Raw genomic sequence first — 16,486 nt, 5'->3', positions numbered from 1 at the left:
AAAACCGGGCGCCTCGTCCGAACCTGATCTGGGAGGATCCCCGGGTGTCCGGACTTGTGTACGAAACCCATGTGACCGTCCACTGCGCCGACCCCGCCGAGACGGAACGGCTGCGTGGCTGGGCGGACCTGGCCGGGCTCAAGCTCACGCACATCGTGCTGGCCCGCGGCCGGATGCGGCAGCAGCCGATGCTCACCCTCGCCGGTTCGGCGTCGTACGCCGAGGACTCGGCGCGGGCGGCCCGGACCGTGGCCGTCCTGCGGGCGGACGGCTTCCTGCCGGTGCGGGTGAAGACCGAGTCGGCCCCGTGGGCGCCGGAAGTGCCGGACGGGCGGTGCGGTGGCGGGCAGTACTTCGAGCACCACGTGAAGCTGCTGCTGGACGCCGGCACCGGTCTCGACGCGCTGGCCGCACGGGTCGCGCCGCACGGAGCGCATCTGTCGTGGAACGCGCGGCGGGTGCACGGGAGCGGGCGGCACGAGCGGTTCGTGACGCAGCGCTGCCGGGGCGTTTCCGGCGCGGAGGCCGGGCGGGCACTGGAGCGGCTGCTCGCGGAGCTGGACGGATTCCACCTGCTCTCCGTGGAGCGGGAGTTCGTCCTCCATGACAGCGACGAGTCGGTGGACGACGGATGGATCGAGGAGCAGGAGGTGCGCGGATGAGCGGGACGTGGCAGGAGTTCGGGTGGCGGAGCGAGCAGGTCCCGCAGGAGCCGCTGGACGAGGCGACCCGCCGGGCGAAGGGACTGCCGAGGACGCTGACCTGGGTGCCCGGCGACGGTGTGCGGCAGCGGCCAGTCTTCGAGCCGGCGCTGAAGCAGTATCAGAACGCCTACCGGGCCGGCGATCCGGTCTTCGCCGACCCGGTACTCGGCGAGGCATGGCATACGGCCCGGCGGCAGGCGCTGCACCTCGTCCTGGCGGCCATCGCGGACTCCGCGTGGGTGGACGCGCTGGTGCTGCGCGGCAGCATGCTGCTGTCAGTGTGGTTCGGGGAGGCCGCCCGCGAACCCGGTGACCTGGACTTCGTCGTCGTACCGGCCGCCTGGCGGATCGACGAGGAGCGGACGGACCGGATGATCCGCGGGATCGCGGAGGCTGCCGAGGCCCGGGACGGCGCCGTCCGCTTCTCGGCGCGGGACGCGGTCGTCGAGGACATCTGGACCTACGATCGGGTGCCCGGCCGCCGTATGGTCCTGCCCTGGTCGGCGCCGGGACTGCCCGGCGGGCATGTCCAGCTCGACTTCGTCTTCAACGAGCCGCTGCCCGAGGCACCGGAGCCCGTGACGCTGCCGGGCGGCCCGGTCCTGCTCGCGGCGACGCCCGCGCTGTCGCTCGCCTGGAAGCTCATGTGGCTGCTCACGGACCTGCATCCGCAGGGCAAGGACCTGTACGACGCCGTCCTCCTCGCCGAGGGCCATCCGCTCTCTCATGAGCTGCTGCAGGAGGTGGTCCGGGCGTCGGGCGAGTGGCCGAACTCCTTCCCGGAGCGGCCGATCCCGCTGCGGGACGTCGAGGAGGCGAGCGTGTGCGTCGAGTGGCGGCACTTCGCCACCGAGTACCCCCGGTTCGCCGGGCGGAAGCGGGAGTTCGCGGACCGGCTGGTGCGGGCGGTGGCACCGGCCTTCCCGCCCGACTCCGGCTAGAGCGCTTCCGCGCCCCGCTCGCGCAGTGCCTGGTCGTACTGCTGGAGCACCCACATCTCGTTCTGCACGGCGGCCAGCTGGACGGGGTCGCCGCCGGTGGACAGGCGGGTCATCTGGGACTGGATGTCCCGGATGCGGCGCTCGACGGCCCGGCGGCGGATCTGCACCAGGACCGTGCCGGCGTACGTCTCGTCGACCGTGCGGCGCAGGATCGGTTCGACGGCCAGCTCGGTGACCATCGCGCGGACGGTGTCGTCGGGCGCGGCCTCGCGGACGCGGACCAGGTACTCCTGCGGGTCGGAGACGCCGTACTCGGCGCCGCCCGCTTCCGCGACGGCCTGGCGTACGGCGGCGTACGGCGGGGCGGTGAACTCGTCCAGGCCGTAGGCGTCGAAGGCCGGGGAGACCAGTTCGGGGCGCTGGAGGGCGAGTTTGAGCAGTTCGCGTTCGGCGGCGTAGACGGGATTGCGCAGGGTCAGCGCCGGGCCGGAGTTCGTGGGACGCGGGGTGTCGGTCCACTGCTGGTCGGCGGTGCGGGGCCGGCCCTGCTGCGGGCCGCCGCCCTGGCCGCCGCGGTCGCGGGCCCAGCGGGCCAGCTGGGCCACACGCCGGACCACGAACTGGGTGTCGAGGATGCCGAGCATGCCGGCGAGTTCGACGGCGACCTCGTGCTGGGCGCCGCTGTTCTTGATGCGGGCGACGATCGGGGCGGCCTCGTCCAGGGCGGCGGCGCGGCCCGCCGGGGTGTCGAGGTCGTAGCGGCCGAGGATCTGGCGGAGCGCGAACTCGAAGAGCGGCGTGCGGGGTTCCACCAGGTCGGCGACCGCCTCGTCGCCCTTGGCCAGGCGCAGCTCGCATGGGTCCATGCCGTCGGGCGCGACCGCGATGTACGTCTCGGCGGCGAACTTCTGGTCGTCCTCGAAGGCTCGCAGGGCGGCCTTCTGCCCGGCCGCGTCACCGTCGAAGGTGAAGATCACGCGGGCCGAGCCGTTGTCCATCAGCAGCCGGCGCAGGATCTTGATGTGCTCGCCGCCGAAGGCCGTGCCGCAGGTCGCGATGGCCGTCGTCACCCCGGCCAGATGGCAGGCCATGACGTCGGTGTAACCCTCGACGACGACGGCCCTGCTGGACTTGGCGATCTCCTTCTTCGCCAGGTCGATGCCGTAGAGCACCTGGCTCTTCCGGTAGATCGCGGTGTCCGGCGTGTTCAGGTACTTCGGGCCGTTGTCCGCCTCGTACAGCTTGCGGGCGCCGAAGCCGACGACCTCGCCGCCGATGTCCCGGATGGGCCACATCAGCCGGCCCCGGAAGCGGTCGATCGGGCCGCGGCGGCCTTCCTGGGAGAGTCCGGAGAGGATCAGTTCCTTGTCGGTGAAGCCCTTGCCGCGCAGGTAGCGGGTGAGGTGGTCCCAGCCCTGGGGGCTGTAGCCGACGCCGAAGTGGACGGCGGCGGCCTGGTCGAAGCCGCGCTCGGCGAGGAAGATCCGGCCGGCCTCGGCCTCGGGGCCGGTGGCGAGCTGCTCGGCGTACCACTGGGCGGCGATCTTGTGCGCCTCGACCAGGCGGATGCGCTCGCCGCGCTGGTGAGCCGGGTTGTACCCGCCCTCCTCGTACCGCAGCGTGATGCCGGCCTGGGCGGCGAGGCGCTCGACCGCCTCCGAGAAGGAGAGGTGGTCCACCTTCATCACGAAGGTGATGGTGTCCCCGCCCTCCTGGCAGCCGAAGCAGTGGAAGAGTCCCTTGCTGGGGCTGACCTGGAAGGACGGCGACTTCTCGTCGTGGAACGGGCACAGCCCCTTGAGGTTGCCGCCGCCCGCGTTGCGCAGCTGGAGGTACTCGGAGACCACGGCGTCGATCGGGACCGCGTCCCGTACCGCCTTCACGTCCTCGTCGTTGATCCGTCCTGCCACGCGTGAATTCTACGGGGACGGGGTGACAGTCCTCGGGCTCGGAGAGGTCAGGAGGTGAGGCCGTCGAGCGGTACGTGCGGGTCCGAGAGCGCTTCGGTGTTCACCTGGGCCTGGGAACGGATGAGCTGCTGGATCTGTTCTGTGACATCCCACACGTTCACGTTCATCCCGGCCAGCACCCTCCCCTCCTTCATCCAGAACGCGATGAACTCCCGCTTCCCGGCGTCGCCGCGGATCACCACCTCGTCGTACGACCCCGGCGGCGCCCACCCGCTGTACTCCATGCCCAGGTCGTACTGGTCGGTGAAGAAGTAGGGGACCCGGTCGTAGGTCAGCTCCTTGCCGAGCATCGAGCGGGCCGCGGCCGGGCCGCCGTTCAGCGCGTTGGCCCAGTGCTCCACGCGGAGCCGGGTGCCCAGGAGGGCGTGCGGGAAGGACGCCACGTCGCCGGCGGCGTAGATGTCGGGGTCGGAGGTGCGCAGCCGCTCATCGACGACGATGCCGCCGCCGTGCGCCCGGTCGGCGATCTCCAGGCCCGCCGCCTCGGCGAGACCGGTCCGGGGGGCCGCGCCGATCGCCGCGAGCACGTCGTGCGCCGGATGCTCCTCGCCGTCGTCCGTGCGGGCCGCGAGGACCATGCCGTCCTGGCCGACGATCTCGGTGAGCTGGACGCCGAAGCGGAACCGGACGCCGTGCCCGCGGTGCAGCTCGGCGAAGACGTTGCCCAGCTCGGGGCCGAGGACGCCGTGCAGCGGGGTCGGCGCCGGTTCGATCACCGTAACCTCCGCGCCGTACTCACGGGCCGCCGCCGCGACCTCCAGGCCGATCCAGCCGGCGCCGGCGATCACGATGTGCCCGTTGTCCCGGCCGAGGGATGCCAGCACGCCCTTGAGCCGCTCGGCGTGGGCGAGCCGGCGCAGGTGGTGGACGCCCGCCAGGCCGGTGCCCGGGATGTCGAGGCGGCGCGGTTCGGCGCCGGTGACCAGGAGCAGCTTGTCGTAGCGGACGAGGGTGCCGTCGTCGCCGAACCGGACCGTCTTCAGCGTACGGTCGATGCGGTCGACGGTCTGGCCGAGGTGCAGCTCGATGTCGTTCTGCGCGTACCAGGCGGGCTCGTGCACGAAGACGCTGTCGCGTTCCTCCTTGCCGAGCAAATAGCCCTTGGACAGCGGCGGGCGCTCGTAGGGATGGTCACGTTCGTCGCAGATCAGTATCACGCGGCCGCTGAAGCCCTCCGTCCGGAGCGTCTCGGCCGCCTTCGCACCGGCGAGACCGCCTCCGACGATGACGAATGTCTGATCCGCGTCGACCACTTGATGCCTCCTCGTAAGGGTGCCGCCACATGCGAGCGTCCCGCACGGGGCGGGCTGCGGGAAGAGGGAGTGCCCCGTTCAGGCCAGTCCCGGGCATATTCCTCACACGCGGCACCGATGTCCGAGAGGGAGCGGTCACACGCGGCCCGTCAGTCTCGCGTGCAGCGAGCGCGCGGAGGCGTCGGTGAGGGAGGCGATCTGGTCGACGATCACCCGCTTGCGCGCGTGGTCGTCGGGCGCTCTGTCGAACAGGGTCCGGAACTGTGGGTCCAGGCCGTCCGGCGCGCGGGCGGTGAGCGCCTCGGCCAGCTCCGCGACGATCACCCGCTGGTCGGCGCGCAGCCGCTCCTGCTCGGCGCGCTGCATCACGTACCGGTCGGCGACCGCCTTGAGCACCGCGCACTCCATGCGGGTCTCGCGGGGTACGACGAGTTCGGCGCCGTAGCGGGTGAGCCGGCCGCTGCCGTACGCGGCGCGGGTGGCGCCCTCGGCGGCCAGGCAGAACCGGCCGATGAGCTGGCTGGTGGCGTCCTTGAGGCGGGCCTGGGCGACCGCCGTGCCGTCGTAGCCGTGCGGCCACCACTCCTGGTCCTGGAGGCGGTCGAGGGCCGCGGCGAGTTCGGCCGGGTCGGTGTCCGCTGGGACGTAGCGGCCGATGGCGACCTCGAACACCGCCTGCCGTTCGGGTTCGGCGTGCAGGCAGTCGGGGTCGAGGTGGCCGGCGTGCAGGCCGTCCTCGACGTCGTGGACCGAGTAGGCCACGTCGTCCGACCAGTCCATGACCTGCGCCTCAAAGCAGGTCCGGGTGCCGGGGGCGTGGGCCCGGACCCAGTCGAACACCGGGCGGTCGTCCTCGTACACCCCGAACTTCCTCGACGCCGGGTCCTTGGGGTGGGCGCCGCGCGGCCAGGGGTACTTGGTGGCGGCGTCGAGCGTGGCGCGGGTGAGGTTGAGACCGACGGAGCCCTGCGGGGTGAAGCGCTTGGGCTCGATGCGGGTGAGGAGCCTCAGGGACTGGGCGTTGCCCTCGAAACCGCCGCAGTCGTCGGCGAACTCGTTCAGGGCCTGTTCGCCGTTGTGGCCGAACGGGGGGTGGCCGAGGTCGTGGGAGAGGCAGGCCGCCTCGACCAGGTCGGGGTCGCAGCCGAGGGCCGCGCCCAGCTCGCGGCCGACCTGGGCGCACTCCAGGGAGTGGGTGAGCCGGGTCCTTGGGCTCGCGTCCCAGAGGGGGGTGAGGGCTCCTGGTGTCACCACCTGGGTCTTGCCCGCGAGGCGTCGTAGGGCCGCTGAGTGGAGGATGCGGGCGCGGTCGCGCTGGAAGGCGGTGCGGCCCGGGCGTTTGTCCGGCTCGGGGGCCCAGCGCTCCAGACCGGACGGGTCGTAGCTGACGGGGGGTGCGATGCCGGTACCTGCGGTGCCTTCCATGATTCGACAGTAAGCGTCGGCAGTGACATTCGGGGGGTGCCGGCCGCCTGGGCATCCGGCCCGGGTTCTGTCACTGGGCCCGCCGCGCGCTTCACGCCGAAGCGAGTTCCGCCCCCGCCGTCGCCCGTGCCTGGTCGTAGCGGTGGAGGACCAGGTGGGCCATCGCGGGATGGGCACCCAGGGGAGCGGAGGCGATCCATGGTGCTGCCTGCGCACACTGGGTCGCGAAGCGGCCCGGGGCCGTGAAGTACGACGCCACCGCCACCCGGTGCCGGCCGCGGGCCGCCAGCGCACGCAGTGCCGTCGGGAGTGCCGGGGTCGCCGCCGAGGCGTAGGCGGGGATGACCGGGACGCCCAGGCGGTCGGCGAGGAGGCGGGCGGTGCGGCGGGTGTCGGTCGCCGAGTCGGGGTCGCGGGAGCCGGCCGCGGCCAGGACGACCGCGCTCGTGCGGCGGGTGCCGGGGTCCATGACCGTGGGCCAGCCGGCCTCGGCCAGTCGGTCGTACAGGGTGTCCACGAGGAGCGGGTGCGGGCCGAGCGGGGCGGCCACGCGTGCGCGTGCCGGTGCGGCGGCCGCCATCTCGGGGATGTCCTGTTTGACGTGGTACCCACGGCCGAGGAGCAACGGGACGAGAACGGCGGGGGTGTCGCCGAGGGCGGCGAGCGTGTCCGGGAGCAGGGGTTCGTTCAGCTCGATGTGGCCCAGGTGGACGGCGAGGGCGGGGCGCAGCTCGCGTACCCGTGCCATCAGGGCCCGTGCGGTGCCGAGCGCGCGCGGGTCCCGGCTGCCGTGGGCGACCAGGACGAGGGCCGGCGGGACCGGGCGGCGGTGCCCTGTCGGCGAGACGAGGCGGAGCCGGCCGGCGAGCTCGCTGCCGATGCTCTCCATGAGGTGCGCCGAGCTGTCGAGGTGGACTCGGGACTCGGAGCGGGGAAGATGCGACGCCGTCATGGAACGATCCTGGCGGGTCGAGGTTGCGCCGCCGTTGCCGGGCCGTCACGGGTGTTTTCCACGGCTTCACGGCGGGCGGGCGCGCGCCGTGAGGCGAACCGGATCCGGGTCGCCCGCGTCTCCTTGGTCGTGAGCGACCACTTCTTTCGGGGGGCCGTATGAAGATCCGTCGACCGCGGCTGCCGCGTACCCGTGCCGGGCAGCGGCGGCTGGTGCAGGCCGTGATGGCCGGGTGCGTGCTGGCGCTGCTGCCGGCGACCTGGCTGTACGTGTCGACGGCGGACCGGCTCCGTACGACGGCGGACGTGCCGCACACCGAGGTCGCCGTCGTCTTCGGGGCCGGCCTGTGGGAGGGGGAGCCGTCGCCTTACCTCGCGCACCGGCTGGACGCGGCGGCCACGCTGTACCGGGAGGGGCGGATCGAGGTGGTCCTCGTCACGGGGGACAACAGCCGCGAGGACTACGACGAGCCCGACGCCATGCGCGCCTATCTGGCGAAGCACGGCGTGCCGGACGCGCGGATCGTCAGCGACTACGCCGGGTTCGACACCTGGGACTCCTGTGTGCGGGCCAGGAAGATCTTCGGGGTCGACCGGGCGGTGCTGATCAGCCAGGACTTCCACATCCGGCGGGCGGTGGCGCTGTGCGAGGCGGCGGGGATCGACTCGTACGGGGTCGGGGTGGCTGCCCAGCACGACGTGACCTGGTACTACGGGGGCACCAGGGAGGTCTTCGCGGCCGGCAAGGCGGCGCTGGACGCGGTGTTCCGGCCGGACCCGCGGTTCCTGGGGCCGAAGGAGCCGGGGGTGGCGCGGGCGCTGGCGGCGGACGGGTGACTCCGGTTCGGACCACGCACCCGGATCCCTCCTGGTGGCCCGCCACACCACGGGGTCCCCGGTGTGGCCCGGCGACGGCCGGAGGGAGGGTCACCCCTGCCTCACGCCGGGGTGCGGTCCCCGGGGAGGTCAGCACCACACCGCCGTAACAGGACACCGCACGGGGTGTAACACGCCCGCAGCACGCTGGGCGGCATGGAGAGCACCTCGACGCCCACCCACTGCCCGTACTGCGCCCTGCAATGCGGGATGACCGTCACGCCCCTGCCGCAGGGGGGTGTCGAGGTGTCCGAGCGCGCCGACTTCCCGGTGAACCGGGGCGCGCTGTGCGGCAAGGGGCGTACGGCGGCCCAGGTGCTGTCGCCGGCGGTGCGGCTGACCGCGCCGCTGGTGCGGTCCGGTGGCCGGCTGGTCGAGGCGAGCTGGGCGGAGGCGCTGGACCGGATCGCCGAGCGGCTCGGCAGCACACGGGAGGAGTACGGTGCCGACGCGCTCGGGGTGTTCGGCGGGGGCGGGCTGACCAACGAGAAGGCGTACGCGCTCGGCAAGTTCGCGCGGGTGGCGCTCGGCACCTCGCAGATCGACTACAACGGCCGCTTCTGCATGTCCTCGGCCGCGGCGGCCGGCATGAAGGCGTTCGGGCTCGACCGGGGGCTGCCGTTCCCGCTGGAGGACATCCCGCGGACCGGGTGCGTGATCCTCGTCGGGTCGAACCTGGCCGAGACCATGCCGCCGTCTCTGCGCTTCTTCTCCGAACTGCGCGAGAACGGCGGCACGTTGATCGTCGTGGACCCGCGGCGGACGCGGACCGCCGAGCAGGCCGACCTGCATCTGGCGCCCCGCCCCGGCACCGATCTCGCCCTGGCCCTCGGCCTGCTGCACCTGGTGATCGCCGAGGGGCGGACGGACGAGGCGTACATCCAGGAGCGGACCACCGGCTGGGAGGAGGCCCGCGCGGCGGCGATGGCGCACTGGCCGGAGTACGTCGAGCGGATAACCGGCGTCCCCGTGCCGCAACTCCGCGAGACGGTACGCCTGTTCTGCGAACCCGAGTCGGCGATGGTGCTCACCGCGCGCGGGCCCGAGCAGCAGTCCAAGGGCACGGACACGGTGGGCGCGTGGATCAATTTGTGCCTGGCGACCGGCCGTGCGGGCCGTCCGCTGTCCGGGTACGGCTGCCTGACCGGGCAGGGCAACGGGCAGGGCGGGCGGGAGCACGGTCAGAAGGCCGACCAGTTGCCCGGTTACCGCAAGCTGGACGACCCTGCGGCGCGGCGGCACGTGGCCGGGGTGTGGGGCGTGGACCCGGACAGCCTGCCGGGGCCCGGACGCAGCGCGTACGAACTCCTGGACGCCCTCGGTTCGGACATCCGGGCGCTGCTGCTGATGGGCTCCAACCCGGTGGTGTCGGCTCCGCGCGCGGCCCACATCGAGGAACGGCTGCGCTCGCTGGACTTCCTCGCGGTGGCGGACGTCGTCCTGTCGGAGACGGCGGAGCTGGCGGACGTCGTGCTGCCGGTGACGCAGTGGGCGGAGGAGACGGGCACGACGACCAGCCTGGAGGGCAGGGTCCTGCTGCGCCGCCAGGCGGTCACTCCCCCGCCCGGCGTCCGCAGCGACCTGTACGTCCTGCACGAACTCGCCGCCCGCCTCGGGGTGGAGAAGGGCTTCCCCACCGATCCGGAGGAGGTCTTCGGCGAACTGCGCCGGGCGAGCGCGGGCGGCCCCGCCGACTACTCGGGCATCACCTATCGGCGCCTGGTGGAGGAGGACGGCGTGTTCTGGCCGTGCCCGGAGGACCCGCGACGACCGGCCGGGACCGCCGTGCACCCCGGCACCCCGCGCCTCTTCCTGGACCGTTTCGCGACCGCCGACGGCCGGGCCCGGTTCGTCGCCGTGACCCACCGGGCGACGGCGGAGGAGCCGGATGCCGACTACCCCCTGCTGCTGACCACCGGCCGCGTGGTGTCGCAGTACCAGTCGGGGGCGCAGACCCGGCGCGTGGCGGAACTGAACACGGCGGCCCCCGGCCCGTTCGTGGAGCTGCACCCGCGCCTCGCGGCCCGTCTGGGCGCGGCCGACGGCGACCGGCTGGCGGTGGTCTCCCGGCGGGGCCGGGCCGTGGCGCCCGCGCGGATCACCGGCACCATCCGCCCGGACACCGTCTTCATGCCCTTCCACTGGCCGGGCGAGGGCCGCGCCAACACCCTCACCAACCCGGCCCTCGATCCGACGTCCCGCATGCCGGAGTTCAAGTCGTGCGCGGTACGGGTGGAGGTCCTGGGACCAGAGGAGTAGGGCGGTTCGGTCCCTGGGACGCGGCTGGGGCGGGTGGGGCTCGCGTAGATTCGTGGCATGTCCGACTTCGAGAGGTTCGACCTCGACGCCTATCTGGGACGTATCGGATGGCACGCGGCAAGGCGGGCCGATCCGGCGACTCTGCGGGGGGTGCATCTGGCCCACGCCCTGGCCCTGCCCTTCGAGAACCTGGACGCCCTGTCCGGCAGGGCCCCGTCGCTCGACCCCGCCGACCTGATGGCCAAGATGGTCCACGGCCGGCGCGGCGGCTACTGCTACGAGCACAACATCCTCCTGTGGCTGGCGCTGGAAGCGCTCGGCTTCCGCGTGACCGCGCTGGCGGCGCGGGTGGTGCTGGGAGCCGCGACGCCGGAGAGCCGGCCGCGGACGCACGCGATGCTGCGGGTCGAGGTGCCGGGCGACCCCCAGCCGTATCTGGCGGATGTCGGCTTCGGGGCGGTCGGCTCGCTGCTGGTGCCGGTGCCGCTGGCCCTCGGCCAGGAGTCCGAGGGCGAGGGGCGGCGGCACCGGTTCGCGGTCCTGCCGCACGACGGGCCGCTGGAGCTGTGGGCGTTGCAGGCGTACGACCGGGTGGCGCGGGACTGGGTGAGTCAGTACGCGTTCACGCTGGAGCCGTTCGCCGTCACGGACTTCGAGGTGTTCAACTGGCATGTCGGCACCAACCCGCGTTCGCCGTTCACCCGCCGCGCCTATCTGCAGCGGACCACCGCCGAGCGTCATCTCGTCCTGGACGGGAGCCGGCTGACCGAGACCCGCGCCGACGGCACGGTGACCGAACGCGAGTTGGCGGACGAGGCGGAGGCGCGTCGCGTGGTGGAGGAGGGGTTCGGGATCGAGGTGCCCGAGGGGCTGAGGCTGCTGGGCTGACTCAGCGGCGGGCGAGCCAGTCGCCGTTCTCGATGCGGGTGCCGGCGGTACGCAGCCGGGCGGCGACGCGGGGGGCGGCCAGGTACACCCAGGCCCGCACGGCGCTGCCGTCGGCGCGTACGACGTCCCGGGCGACGCGCACGTACAGATTGCGGGGGTCGCCGGGCACGTACTCCTCCAGCCGGTCCAGGGCCGTGAGCAGGTCCTCGTATGCCTCCGGCCGGGCGGTCACCAGCTCCCCGCGCACCTCTCCCCCGGGCCCTTCGGTGGCGTAGGGGTAGCCGGGGCCGTCGTACAGCACGGCGTCCGTGAGGCGTCCCGGTTCCTCCGCGGCGGTCCGGCCCCGCAGGAACAGGTCGTGGTTCACCTCGCCGGGGCGCAGGGTGCCGTAGACGAAGAACGGCAGCCGGGAGTCCTCAGCGATCACGGAACCGATTCTGTACCCTCTCCGGCTCCTCACACATCTCCATGAACGCGCTATGGACATGACATGTCATGGCCTTTTAAATCTCTCTCGTCATCAGCGCCACCCCCACGCCTTCGTTGGCGCCTCCCCGAGGAGACAGATGAGCCGGATACGGCAGCACGTCCGAGGAACCCGTCGTCTCGCCACCGCCGGTGTCGCCGCCACCACCGCGACCCTGCTGGCCGCCGCTCTCTCCCCCGCCGCCCACGCCGACGGCAGACCGACCCGGGCCACCGCGGTCGAGAACGCGGCGTCGGCACTCGCCGCCCATGCCGCCGGCCTGGGACTCACCTCCACCCAGGACACCAGCGTCCGGGACGTGATCGTGGACAAGGACGGCACCCAGCACGTCCGCTATGACCGCACCTACCAGCAACTTCCGGTCCTCGGCGGCGACTTCGTCGTCCACCTGACATCCGACGGTGCCTTCCGCGGTGCCGACCGGGCGACGCGCAGCCGGATATCCCTGTCCTCCGTCGCTCCCAAGGTGTCCGGCCCGAAGGCCGCCGACCTGGCGGTGAACGCGCTGCGCGCCGCCCACCTCGGCACGAAGCTCAAGCGGGTCAAGGCCAAGCCGGAGCTGGTCGTCGACGCCCTGCACGGCTCCCCGAAGCTGGCCTGGCGCACCATCGCCGCCGGTCTCGACTCGCTCGGCAACCCGGTCGCCCGGACCGTACTGACCGACGCCCGCACCGGGACCCAGATCGACGCCTGGGACAGCATCGAGACGGCCACCGGCGACGGCAAGGCGCTGTACAGCGGGACGGTGCCGCTGGAGACCACCCAGTCGGGATCGTCGTACCAGCTGAAGGACCCGACGCGCGGCAACACCTACACCGGTGACGCCGAGAACAAGACCGATCTGTGCTTCTTCGGCATCTGCTTCAGCCGGGCCCCCGCGACCCTGTTCGCGGACGCCGACAACCACTGGGGCACGGGCGGCACCGCCGACCGCTCCTCGGCCGCCGTCGACGCCCAGTACGGCACCAACGAGACCTGGGACTACTACAAGAACGTCCACGGCCGCAACGGCATCGCGAACGACGGGAAGGGCTCGTACAACCGCGTCCACTACGGCAGCAAATACAACAACGCCTTCTGGGACGACAGTTGCTTCTGCATGACGTACGGCGACGGTGACGGGACCACCTTCGGACCGCTGGTCGCCCTCGACGTCGCCGGGCACGAGATGTCGCACGGCGTGACGTCCAAGACGGCCGCGCTGACCTACTCGGGCGAGTCCGGCGGGCTGAACGAGGCGACCTCCGACATCCTCGGCACGATGGTCGAGTGGTACGCCAACAACCCCTCCGACACCGGTGACTACCTCATCGGCGAGAAGATCGTCCGCTCCGGCTTCGGCAAGGCGGCCCTGCGCTTCATGGACAAGCCGTCCAAGGACGGCAGCTCCGCGGACTACTGGAGTTCGTCGGTCGGGAACCTCGACGTCCACTACTCCTCGGGCGTCGCCAACCACTTCGCGTACCTCCTCGCGGAGGGCAGCGGCGCGAAGAGCATCAACGGGGTCAGCTACGACTCGCCGACGTACAACGGCTCGACGGTCACCGGCATCGGCCGGGAGAAGGTCGGCAAGATCTGGTACCGGGCGCTGACGGTCTACATGACGTCCTCCACGAACTACAAGGGCGCCCGCACGGCCACCCTGAACGCCGCGAAGGACCTCTACGGCGCGGGGAGCACCGAGTACAACGCGGTGGCCGCCGCCTGGAGCGCGGTCAACGTGAACTGACCCGGCGGCGACGGCGGCAAGGCCGGTGCCCCTGGGCGGGCACCGGCCTCCGCTGCGACGCGGCCCCGTCAGTCCGGCCCGCCTCCTCCGGAGCACTGACGCGGCCGGCGCGGGTGCACTGACACGTCATCACCCGTTCACCCGCACCCGCCGCTCCATTCGTGTTCTCTTCGTACCGCTGTCTCCCCCACCCCCGGACACGCCCATGACCTGCCGGAACCTCCCACGGACTAACCCGTGTGGGGGGCGCGGCGGGCACCCGTTCACCGCATTTCTGACCATCCCTCAGGGGGCGAACGGAGCCGGGAGCCACTTATCTCGGTAGGGCACGAGTCGGACAAGCTCTGGGGAGCACCATGCGACGCACCGCCCGTCTGCTGACCGGTACCGCGCTCGCCGTGGCCGTCGCGGGGCCCGCCTACGCCGGCGACACCGGCCGCCTGGACGTGTACCCCTCCACCGTGGCACCCGGGGCACAGGTCACGGTGAACACCGCCGCGTGCGGGGACAGGGGTGCCGCGACCGGGGACGCGGGTGCGGTGGGCGCCGGCACCTTCACGCTGGCACCCAGCGCGCACGAGGGCGAGGCGATCGGCCAGTTCCGGGTGCCGCCGAGCGCACAGCCGGGGACGTACGAGATCGTCGCCAGGTGTGCCGAGGGCAACCGGCAGGTGAAGGGCGACCTGATGGTGGCATTGAGCGCGGTGTACGAGCAGGTGCAGCCGCGAGGAAGCGTGAAGACGGGGGTCGGCGGCGCACTCGGCCCCGACCCCGTGCAGACCGCGGCGGGTGTGGCGGCCCTGGCCGTCGCCGCCGCGGGCGGTACCTGGCTCCTGCATCGCCGGGCGAGAGGCGACGGGATCTGACGGACACCCTCCGCTGTCCGTCCGCCGGTACCGCACGTCCCACCCCCTCCGGGTCCGATGCCCCTCGAGGCCCGGAGGGGGAGGGGGCCTTCGGGGGCCCGCCCCCGGGAGAGGGGTTCCCATGCGCAGGAGCGCCAGGCGCGACAGGCTCGGCGACACCGCCATAGCCGCGGTCACCGTCGTGGCCCTCGGTTCGGCGGTGTGGTTGCTCGGCGGCGGTACCGGAACGCACACGCCGCCGCAGCCGTCAGCCGTCGAGGGCCGCCCCGATCCGGGCGGTGAGCGGCTCGCGGCCGCCGCGCTCGCGCCCTCCCCGCCCACCCGCATCCGCATCCCCGCGATCCGCGTGAACGCCCCGCTGACGGGCCTGGCCCTCACCCGCTCCGGCAGCCTGGACGTGCCGCCCGCCGAGAAGAAGAACCTCGCCGGCTGGTACGAGGCCGGCACCCTTCCCGGCGAGACGGGCACCGCGGTCGTCGCCGGCCACGTCGACAACGCCGAGGGCCCCGCCGTCTTCTACGACCTGGGCGCGCTGAAGCGGGGCGCCCGCATCGAGGTGGACCGCCAGGACGGCACGGTGGCCGTGTTCACCGTGGACGCGGTGGAGGTGTACGCGGCCCACAACTTCCCCGACCAGAAGGTGTACGGCGCGGCCCCCCGCCCCGAACTGCGCGTCATCACCTGCGGCGGCGGCTACTCGAGGACGACCGGCTACCAGGGCAACGTGGTGGTGTTCGCACACCTGACGGGGAGCCGTTAGCGCAGAGCGCCTGCGGAACGAGCCGCTGCCGACCGGCGGACCACGGCCAGGGTCCTCCGCACGGTCCGCAACGTGCTGACGCGCGGCCGCTCCCCGGCCCGCCCGTCCCGCTCCGTCACGGCGGCCGGACCGTGGAACCGGATGCCGTCCCGGCCGGCACCCGGTACGTGGGCACCGACCCCGGCCTCGCCGCGCTGCACGACGTGGCGTTGCTGAGCGGGATGTACGGCATGTTCTCCGGCATCACGCACGCCTTCGCGCTGGTGCGCGGGGAGGACGTGGCGCCCGAGGAGTCGCCGCACCGCTCGTGCCCTGGCTGAGGGCGATGGCCGAGACGGCTCACCAGGCGGCCGAGCGACTGGCGAGCGGCGAGCGGCGACTACACGAGCGGGGTCGTCTCCCACCTCGCCATGCAGGTCGCCGGCGCCGGCGCCGGCACCCTCCTGCGGACGGCGGAGGAACAGGGGGTGAGCGGCGAACTGCTCACACCGTTCCTGGACCTCATGCGCCGCCGGCCGGCCGACGGGCACGGGGAGGAGGACACCGCCGGGCTGGTCGACCTGCTGCGGGCGTGATCCGACGGTCAGGCCGGCCACTGTTCGTACGCCAGGTTCGCCACCAGCGCGAAGACGACCGTCAGCAGGACGGCCCGGACGAAGCCGCTGCCCTGCTTGAGCGCGGTACGTGCGCCGAGGGTGCCGCCCGCGAGGTTGAAGACGGCGAGCAGGGCCGCGAATCGCCACAGCACCGTGCCCTGCCAGGCGAACATGGCGAGGGCGCCCGCGTTGGTGCAGCAGTTGACGATCTTCGCGGTGGCGGAGGCCGTGACCAGGTCCAGCCGGAGGACCGCGGTCAGCGCCAGGACCAGGAACGTGCCGGTGCCGGGGCCGATCAGACCGTCGTAGAAGCCGATGCCGAGGCCGGCCAGGCCGATCGCGGCGAGCTTCTGCCGGCGGGTGGCGGGACCGGAGGCGGGCGCCGTGCCGAAGGCGGGGCGCAGGATCACGAAGGCGGCGACCCCGAGCAGCACCACCATGATCACCGGTTTGAGGACGTCCGTGCTCATACCGGCCGCGAAGAACGCGCCCGCCGAGGAACCGGCGAGGGCGGCGAGGCCGATGCGTACGGCCGTACCGACGTCCACCGGAGCCCCGCGGGTGTAGGTCACCGCCGCGCCGGTGGTGCCGACGATCGCGATCGCCTTGTTGGTGCCCAGCGCGTACACGGCCGGGGTGGCCGAAGGGAGCCCGAGCAGCAGCGCCGGCAACAGCAGCAGCCCGCCCCCGCCCACCACCGCGTCGATCCAGCCGGCCGCGAGGGCGGCCACGCAGAGCAGGGCGACGACGGTCACGGGTATGTCGGGCATGAGGGCGACCC

Annotated in this window: 14 protein-coding genes and 1 pseudogene; 9 read left to right on the top strand and 6 right to left on the bottom strand. The window is 72.8% G+C overall.

Annotated elements, in window-relative coordinates; all coding sequences use genetic code 11:
- The first annotated feature begins 44 nt into the window (after nt 1-44).
- The gene (locus ABZ079_RS03805) at nt 45-662 is read left to right on the top strand and encodes a hypothetical protein (RefSeq protein ID WP_356937777.1); all 618 of its coding nucleotides are present in this window, start codon (nt 45-47) and stop codon (nt 660-662) included.
- Nucleotides 659-1,645, top strand: a complete 987-nt coding sequence (locus ABZ079_RS03800; protein ID WP_356937776.1) for a nucleotidyl transferase AbiEii/AbiGii toxin family protein — start codon at nt 659-661, stop codon at nt 1,643-1,645. The genes ABZ079_RS03805 and ABZ079_RS03800 overlap by 4 nt, the downstream gene beginning before the upstream one ends.
- Here ABZ079_RS03800 and dnaG read toward each other — a convergent pair.
- The 4 genes from dnaG to ABZ079_RS03780 all read right to left on the bottom strand — a co-directional run bounded on the left by dnaG (nt 1,642) and on the right by ABZ079_RS03780 (nt 7,245).
- Nucleotides 1,642-3,555 (bottom strand): DNA primase, encoded by a 1,914-nt coding sequence (gene dnaG, locus ABZ079_RS03795; RefSeq protein WP_356937775.1) that lies wholly within the window; start codon nt 3,553-3,555, stop codon nt 1,642-1,644. The two genes, ABZ079_RS03800 and dnaG, sit on opposite strands and share 4 nt — an antisense overlap.
- 47 nt (nt 3,556-3,602) lie before the next feature.
- Entirely contained in the window at nt 3,603-4,868 is a 1,266-nt protein-coding gene (locus tag ABZ079_RS03790; RefSeq protein WP_356937774.1) for an FAD-dependent oxidoreductase, read from the bottom strand.
- 135 nt (nt 4,869-5,003) lie between these two features.
- Entirely contained in the window at nt 5,004-6,293 is a 1,290-nt protein-coding gene (locus ABZ079_RS03785) for a deoxyguanosinetriphosphate triphosphohydrolase (RefSeq protein WP_356937773.1), read from the bottom strand.
- A 91-nt stretch (nt 6,294-6,384) separates the two neighbouring features.
- Nucleotides 6,385-7,245 carry a sirohydrochlorin chelatase gene (locus tag ABZ079_RS03780; RefSeq protein WP_356937772.1) on the bottom strand — a complete coding sequence of 287 codons (861 nt, stop codon included), beginning with the start codon at nt 7,243-7,245 and terminating at the stop codon, nt 6,385-6,387.
- 158 nt (nt 7,246-7,403) lie between these two features.
- Here ABZ079_RS03780 and ABZ079_RS03775 point away from each other — a divergent pair, with 158 nt between their 5' ends.
- The 3 genes from ABZ079_RS03775 (at nt 7,404) to ABZ079_RS03765 (ending at nt 11,267) form a co-directional block, all read left to right on the top strand.
- Nucleotides 7,404-8,081 carry an ElyC/SanA/YdcF family protein gene (locus ABZ079_RS03775; protein ID WP_356937771.1) on the top strand — a complete coding sequence of 226 codons (678 nt, stop codon included), beginning with the start codon at nt 7,404-7,406 and terminating at the stop codon, nt 8,079-8,081.
- A 195-nt stretch (nt 8,082-8,276) separates the two neighbouring features.
- Nucleotides 8,277-10,379, top strand: a complete 2,103-nt coding sequence (locus ABZ079_RS03770; protein WP_356937770.1) for a molybdopterin oxidoreductase family protein — start codon at nt 8,277-8,279, stop codon at nt 10,377-10,379.
- A gap of 57 nt (nt 10,380-10,436) precedes the next feature.
- Complete coding sequence (locus tag ABZ079_RS03765; RefSeq protein ID WP_356937769.1) at nt 10,437-11,267, top strand: arylamine N-acetyltransferase; 831 nt, start codon at nt 10,437-10,439, stop codon at nt 11,265-11,267.
- 1 nt (nt 11,268) lies between these two features.
- On the opposite strand, the gene ABZ079_RS03760 is transcribed toward ABZ079_RS03765, so the two are convergent.
- A complete protein-coding gene (locus ABZ079_RS03760; RefSeq protein ID WP_356937768.1) occupies nt 11,269-11,694 on the bottom strand; it encodes a gamma-glutamylcyclotransferase family protein in 426 nt (141 codons plus the stop codon).
- 139 nt (nt 11,695-11,833) lie between these two features.
- Here ABZ079_RS03760 and ABZ079_RS03755 point away from each other — a divergent pair, with 139 nt between their 5' ends.
- The 4 genes and pseudogenes from ABZ079_RS03755 to ABZ079_RS03740 all read left to right on the top strand — a co-directional run bounded on the left by ABZ079_RS03755 (nt 11,834) and on the right by ABZ079_RS03740 (nt 15,684).
- Nucleotides 11,834-13,483: a M4 family metallopeptidase gene (locus tag ABZ079_RS03755; RefSeq protein WP_356937767.1), complete on the top strand. Its 1,650-nt coding sequence runs from the start codon at nt 11,834-11,836 to the stop codon at nt 13,481-13,483.
- Between the two features lie 356 nt (nt 13,484-13,839).
- Nucleotides 13,840-14,349: a hypothetical protein gene (locus ABZ079_RS03750; RefSeq protein WP_356937766.1), complete on the top strand. Its 510-nt coding sequence runs from the start codon at nt 13,840-13,842 to the stop codon at nt 14,347-14,349.
- A gap of 121 nt (nt 14,350-14,470) precedes the next feature.
- On the top strand, nt 14,471-15,109 hold the full coding sequence (locus tag ABZ079_RS03745) for a class F sortase (protein WP_356937765.1): 639 nt from the start codon (nt 14,471-14,473) through the stop codon (nt 15,107-15,109).
- Nucleotides 15,110-15,330: 221 nt separating this feature from the next.
- Nucleotides 15,331-15,684 (top strand): annotated as a pseudogene (locus ABZ079_RS03740) (hypothetical protein).
- A gap of 8 nt (nt 15,685-15,692) precedes the next feature.
- On the opposite strand, the gene ABZ079_RS03735 reads toward ABZ079_RS03740, so the two are convergent.
- Nucleotides 15,693-16,475 carry a sulfite exporter TauE/SafE family protein gene (locus ABZ079_RS03735; RefSeq protein ID WP_356937764.1) on the bottom strand — a complete coding sequence of 261 codons (783 nt, stop codon included), beginning with the start codon at nt 16,473-16,475 and terminating at the stop codon, nt 15,693-15,695.
- Nucleotides 16,476-16,486: the final 11 nt, after the last annotated feature.

The organism is Streptomyces sp. NPDC006314, from assembly GCF_040613075.1.
GTDB lineage: Bacteria > Actinomycetota > Actinomycetes > Streptomycetales > Streptomycetaceae > Streptomyces.
The sequence above is the reverse complement of the archived record's forward strand: the minus strand, read 5'-3'. Positions and strand labels throughout refer to the sequence as shown.

Coding starts and splice junctions, on each gene's coding strand:
- ABZ079_RS03785 (WP_356937773.1), bottom strand. CDS start 6,293: ATGGAAGGCACCGCAGGTACCGGCATCGCACCCCCCGTCAGCTACGAC.
- ABZ079_RS03775 (WP_356937771.1), top strand. CDS start 7,404: ATGAAGATCCGTCGACCGCGGCTGCCGCGTACCCGTGCCGGGCAGCGG.
- ABZ079_RS03745 (WP_356937765.1), top strand. CDS start 14,471: ATGCGCAGGAGCGCCAGGCGCGACAGGCTCGGCGACACCGCCATAGCC.
- ABZ079_RS03800 (WP_356937776.1), top strand. CDS start 659: ATGAGCGGGACGTGGCAGGAGTTCGGGTGGCGGAGCGAGCAGGTCCCG.
- ABZ079_RS03780 (WP_356937772.1), bottom strand. CDS start 7,245: ATGACGGCGTCGCATCTTCCCCGCTCCGAGTCCCGAGTCCACCTCGAC.
- ABZ079_RS03765 (WP_356937769.1), top strand. CDS start 10,437: ATGTCCGACTTCGAGAGGTTCGACCTCGACGCCTATCTGGGACGTATC.
- ABZ079_RS03770 (WP_356937770.1), top strand. CDS start 8,277: ATGGAGAGCACCTCGACGCCCACCCACTGCCCGTACTGCGCCCTGCAA.
- ABZ079_RS03735 (WP_356937764.1), bottom strand. CDS start 16,475: ATGCCCGACATACCCGTGACCGTCGTCGCCCTGCTCTGCGTGGCCGCC.
- ABZ079_RS03750 (WP_356937766.1), top strand. CDS start 13,840: ATGCGACGCACCGCCCGTCTGCTGACCGGTACCGCGCTCGCCGTGGCC.
- ABZ079_RS03755 (WP_356937767.1), top strand. CDS start 11,834: ATGAGCCGGATACGGCAGCACGTCCGAGGAACCCGTCGTCTCGCCACC.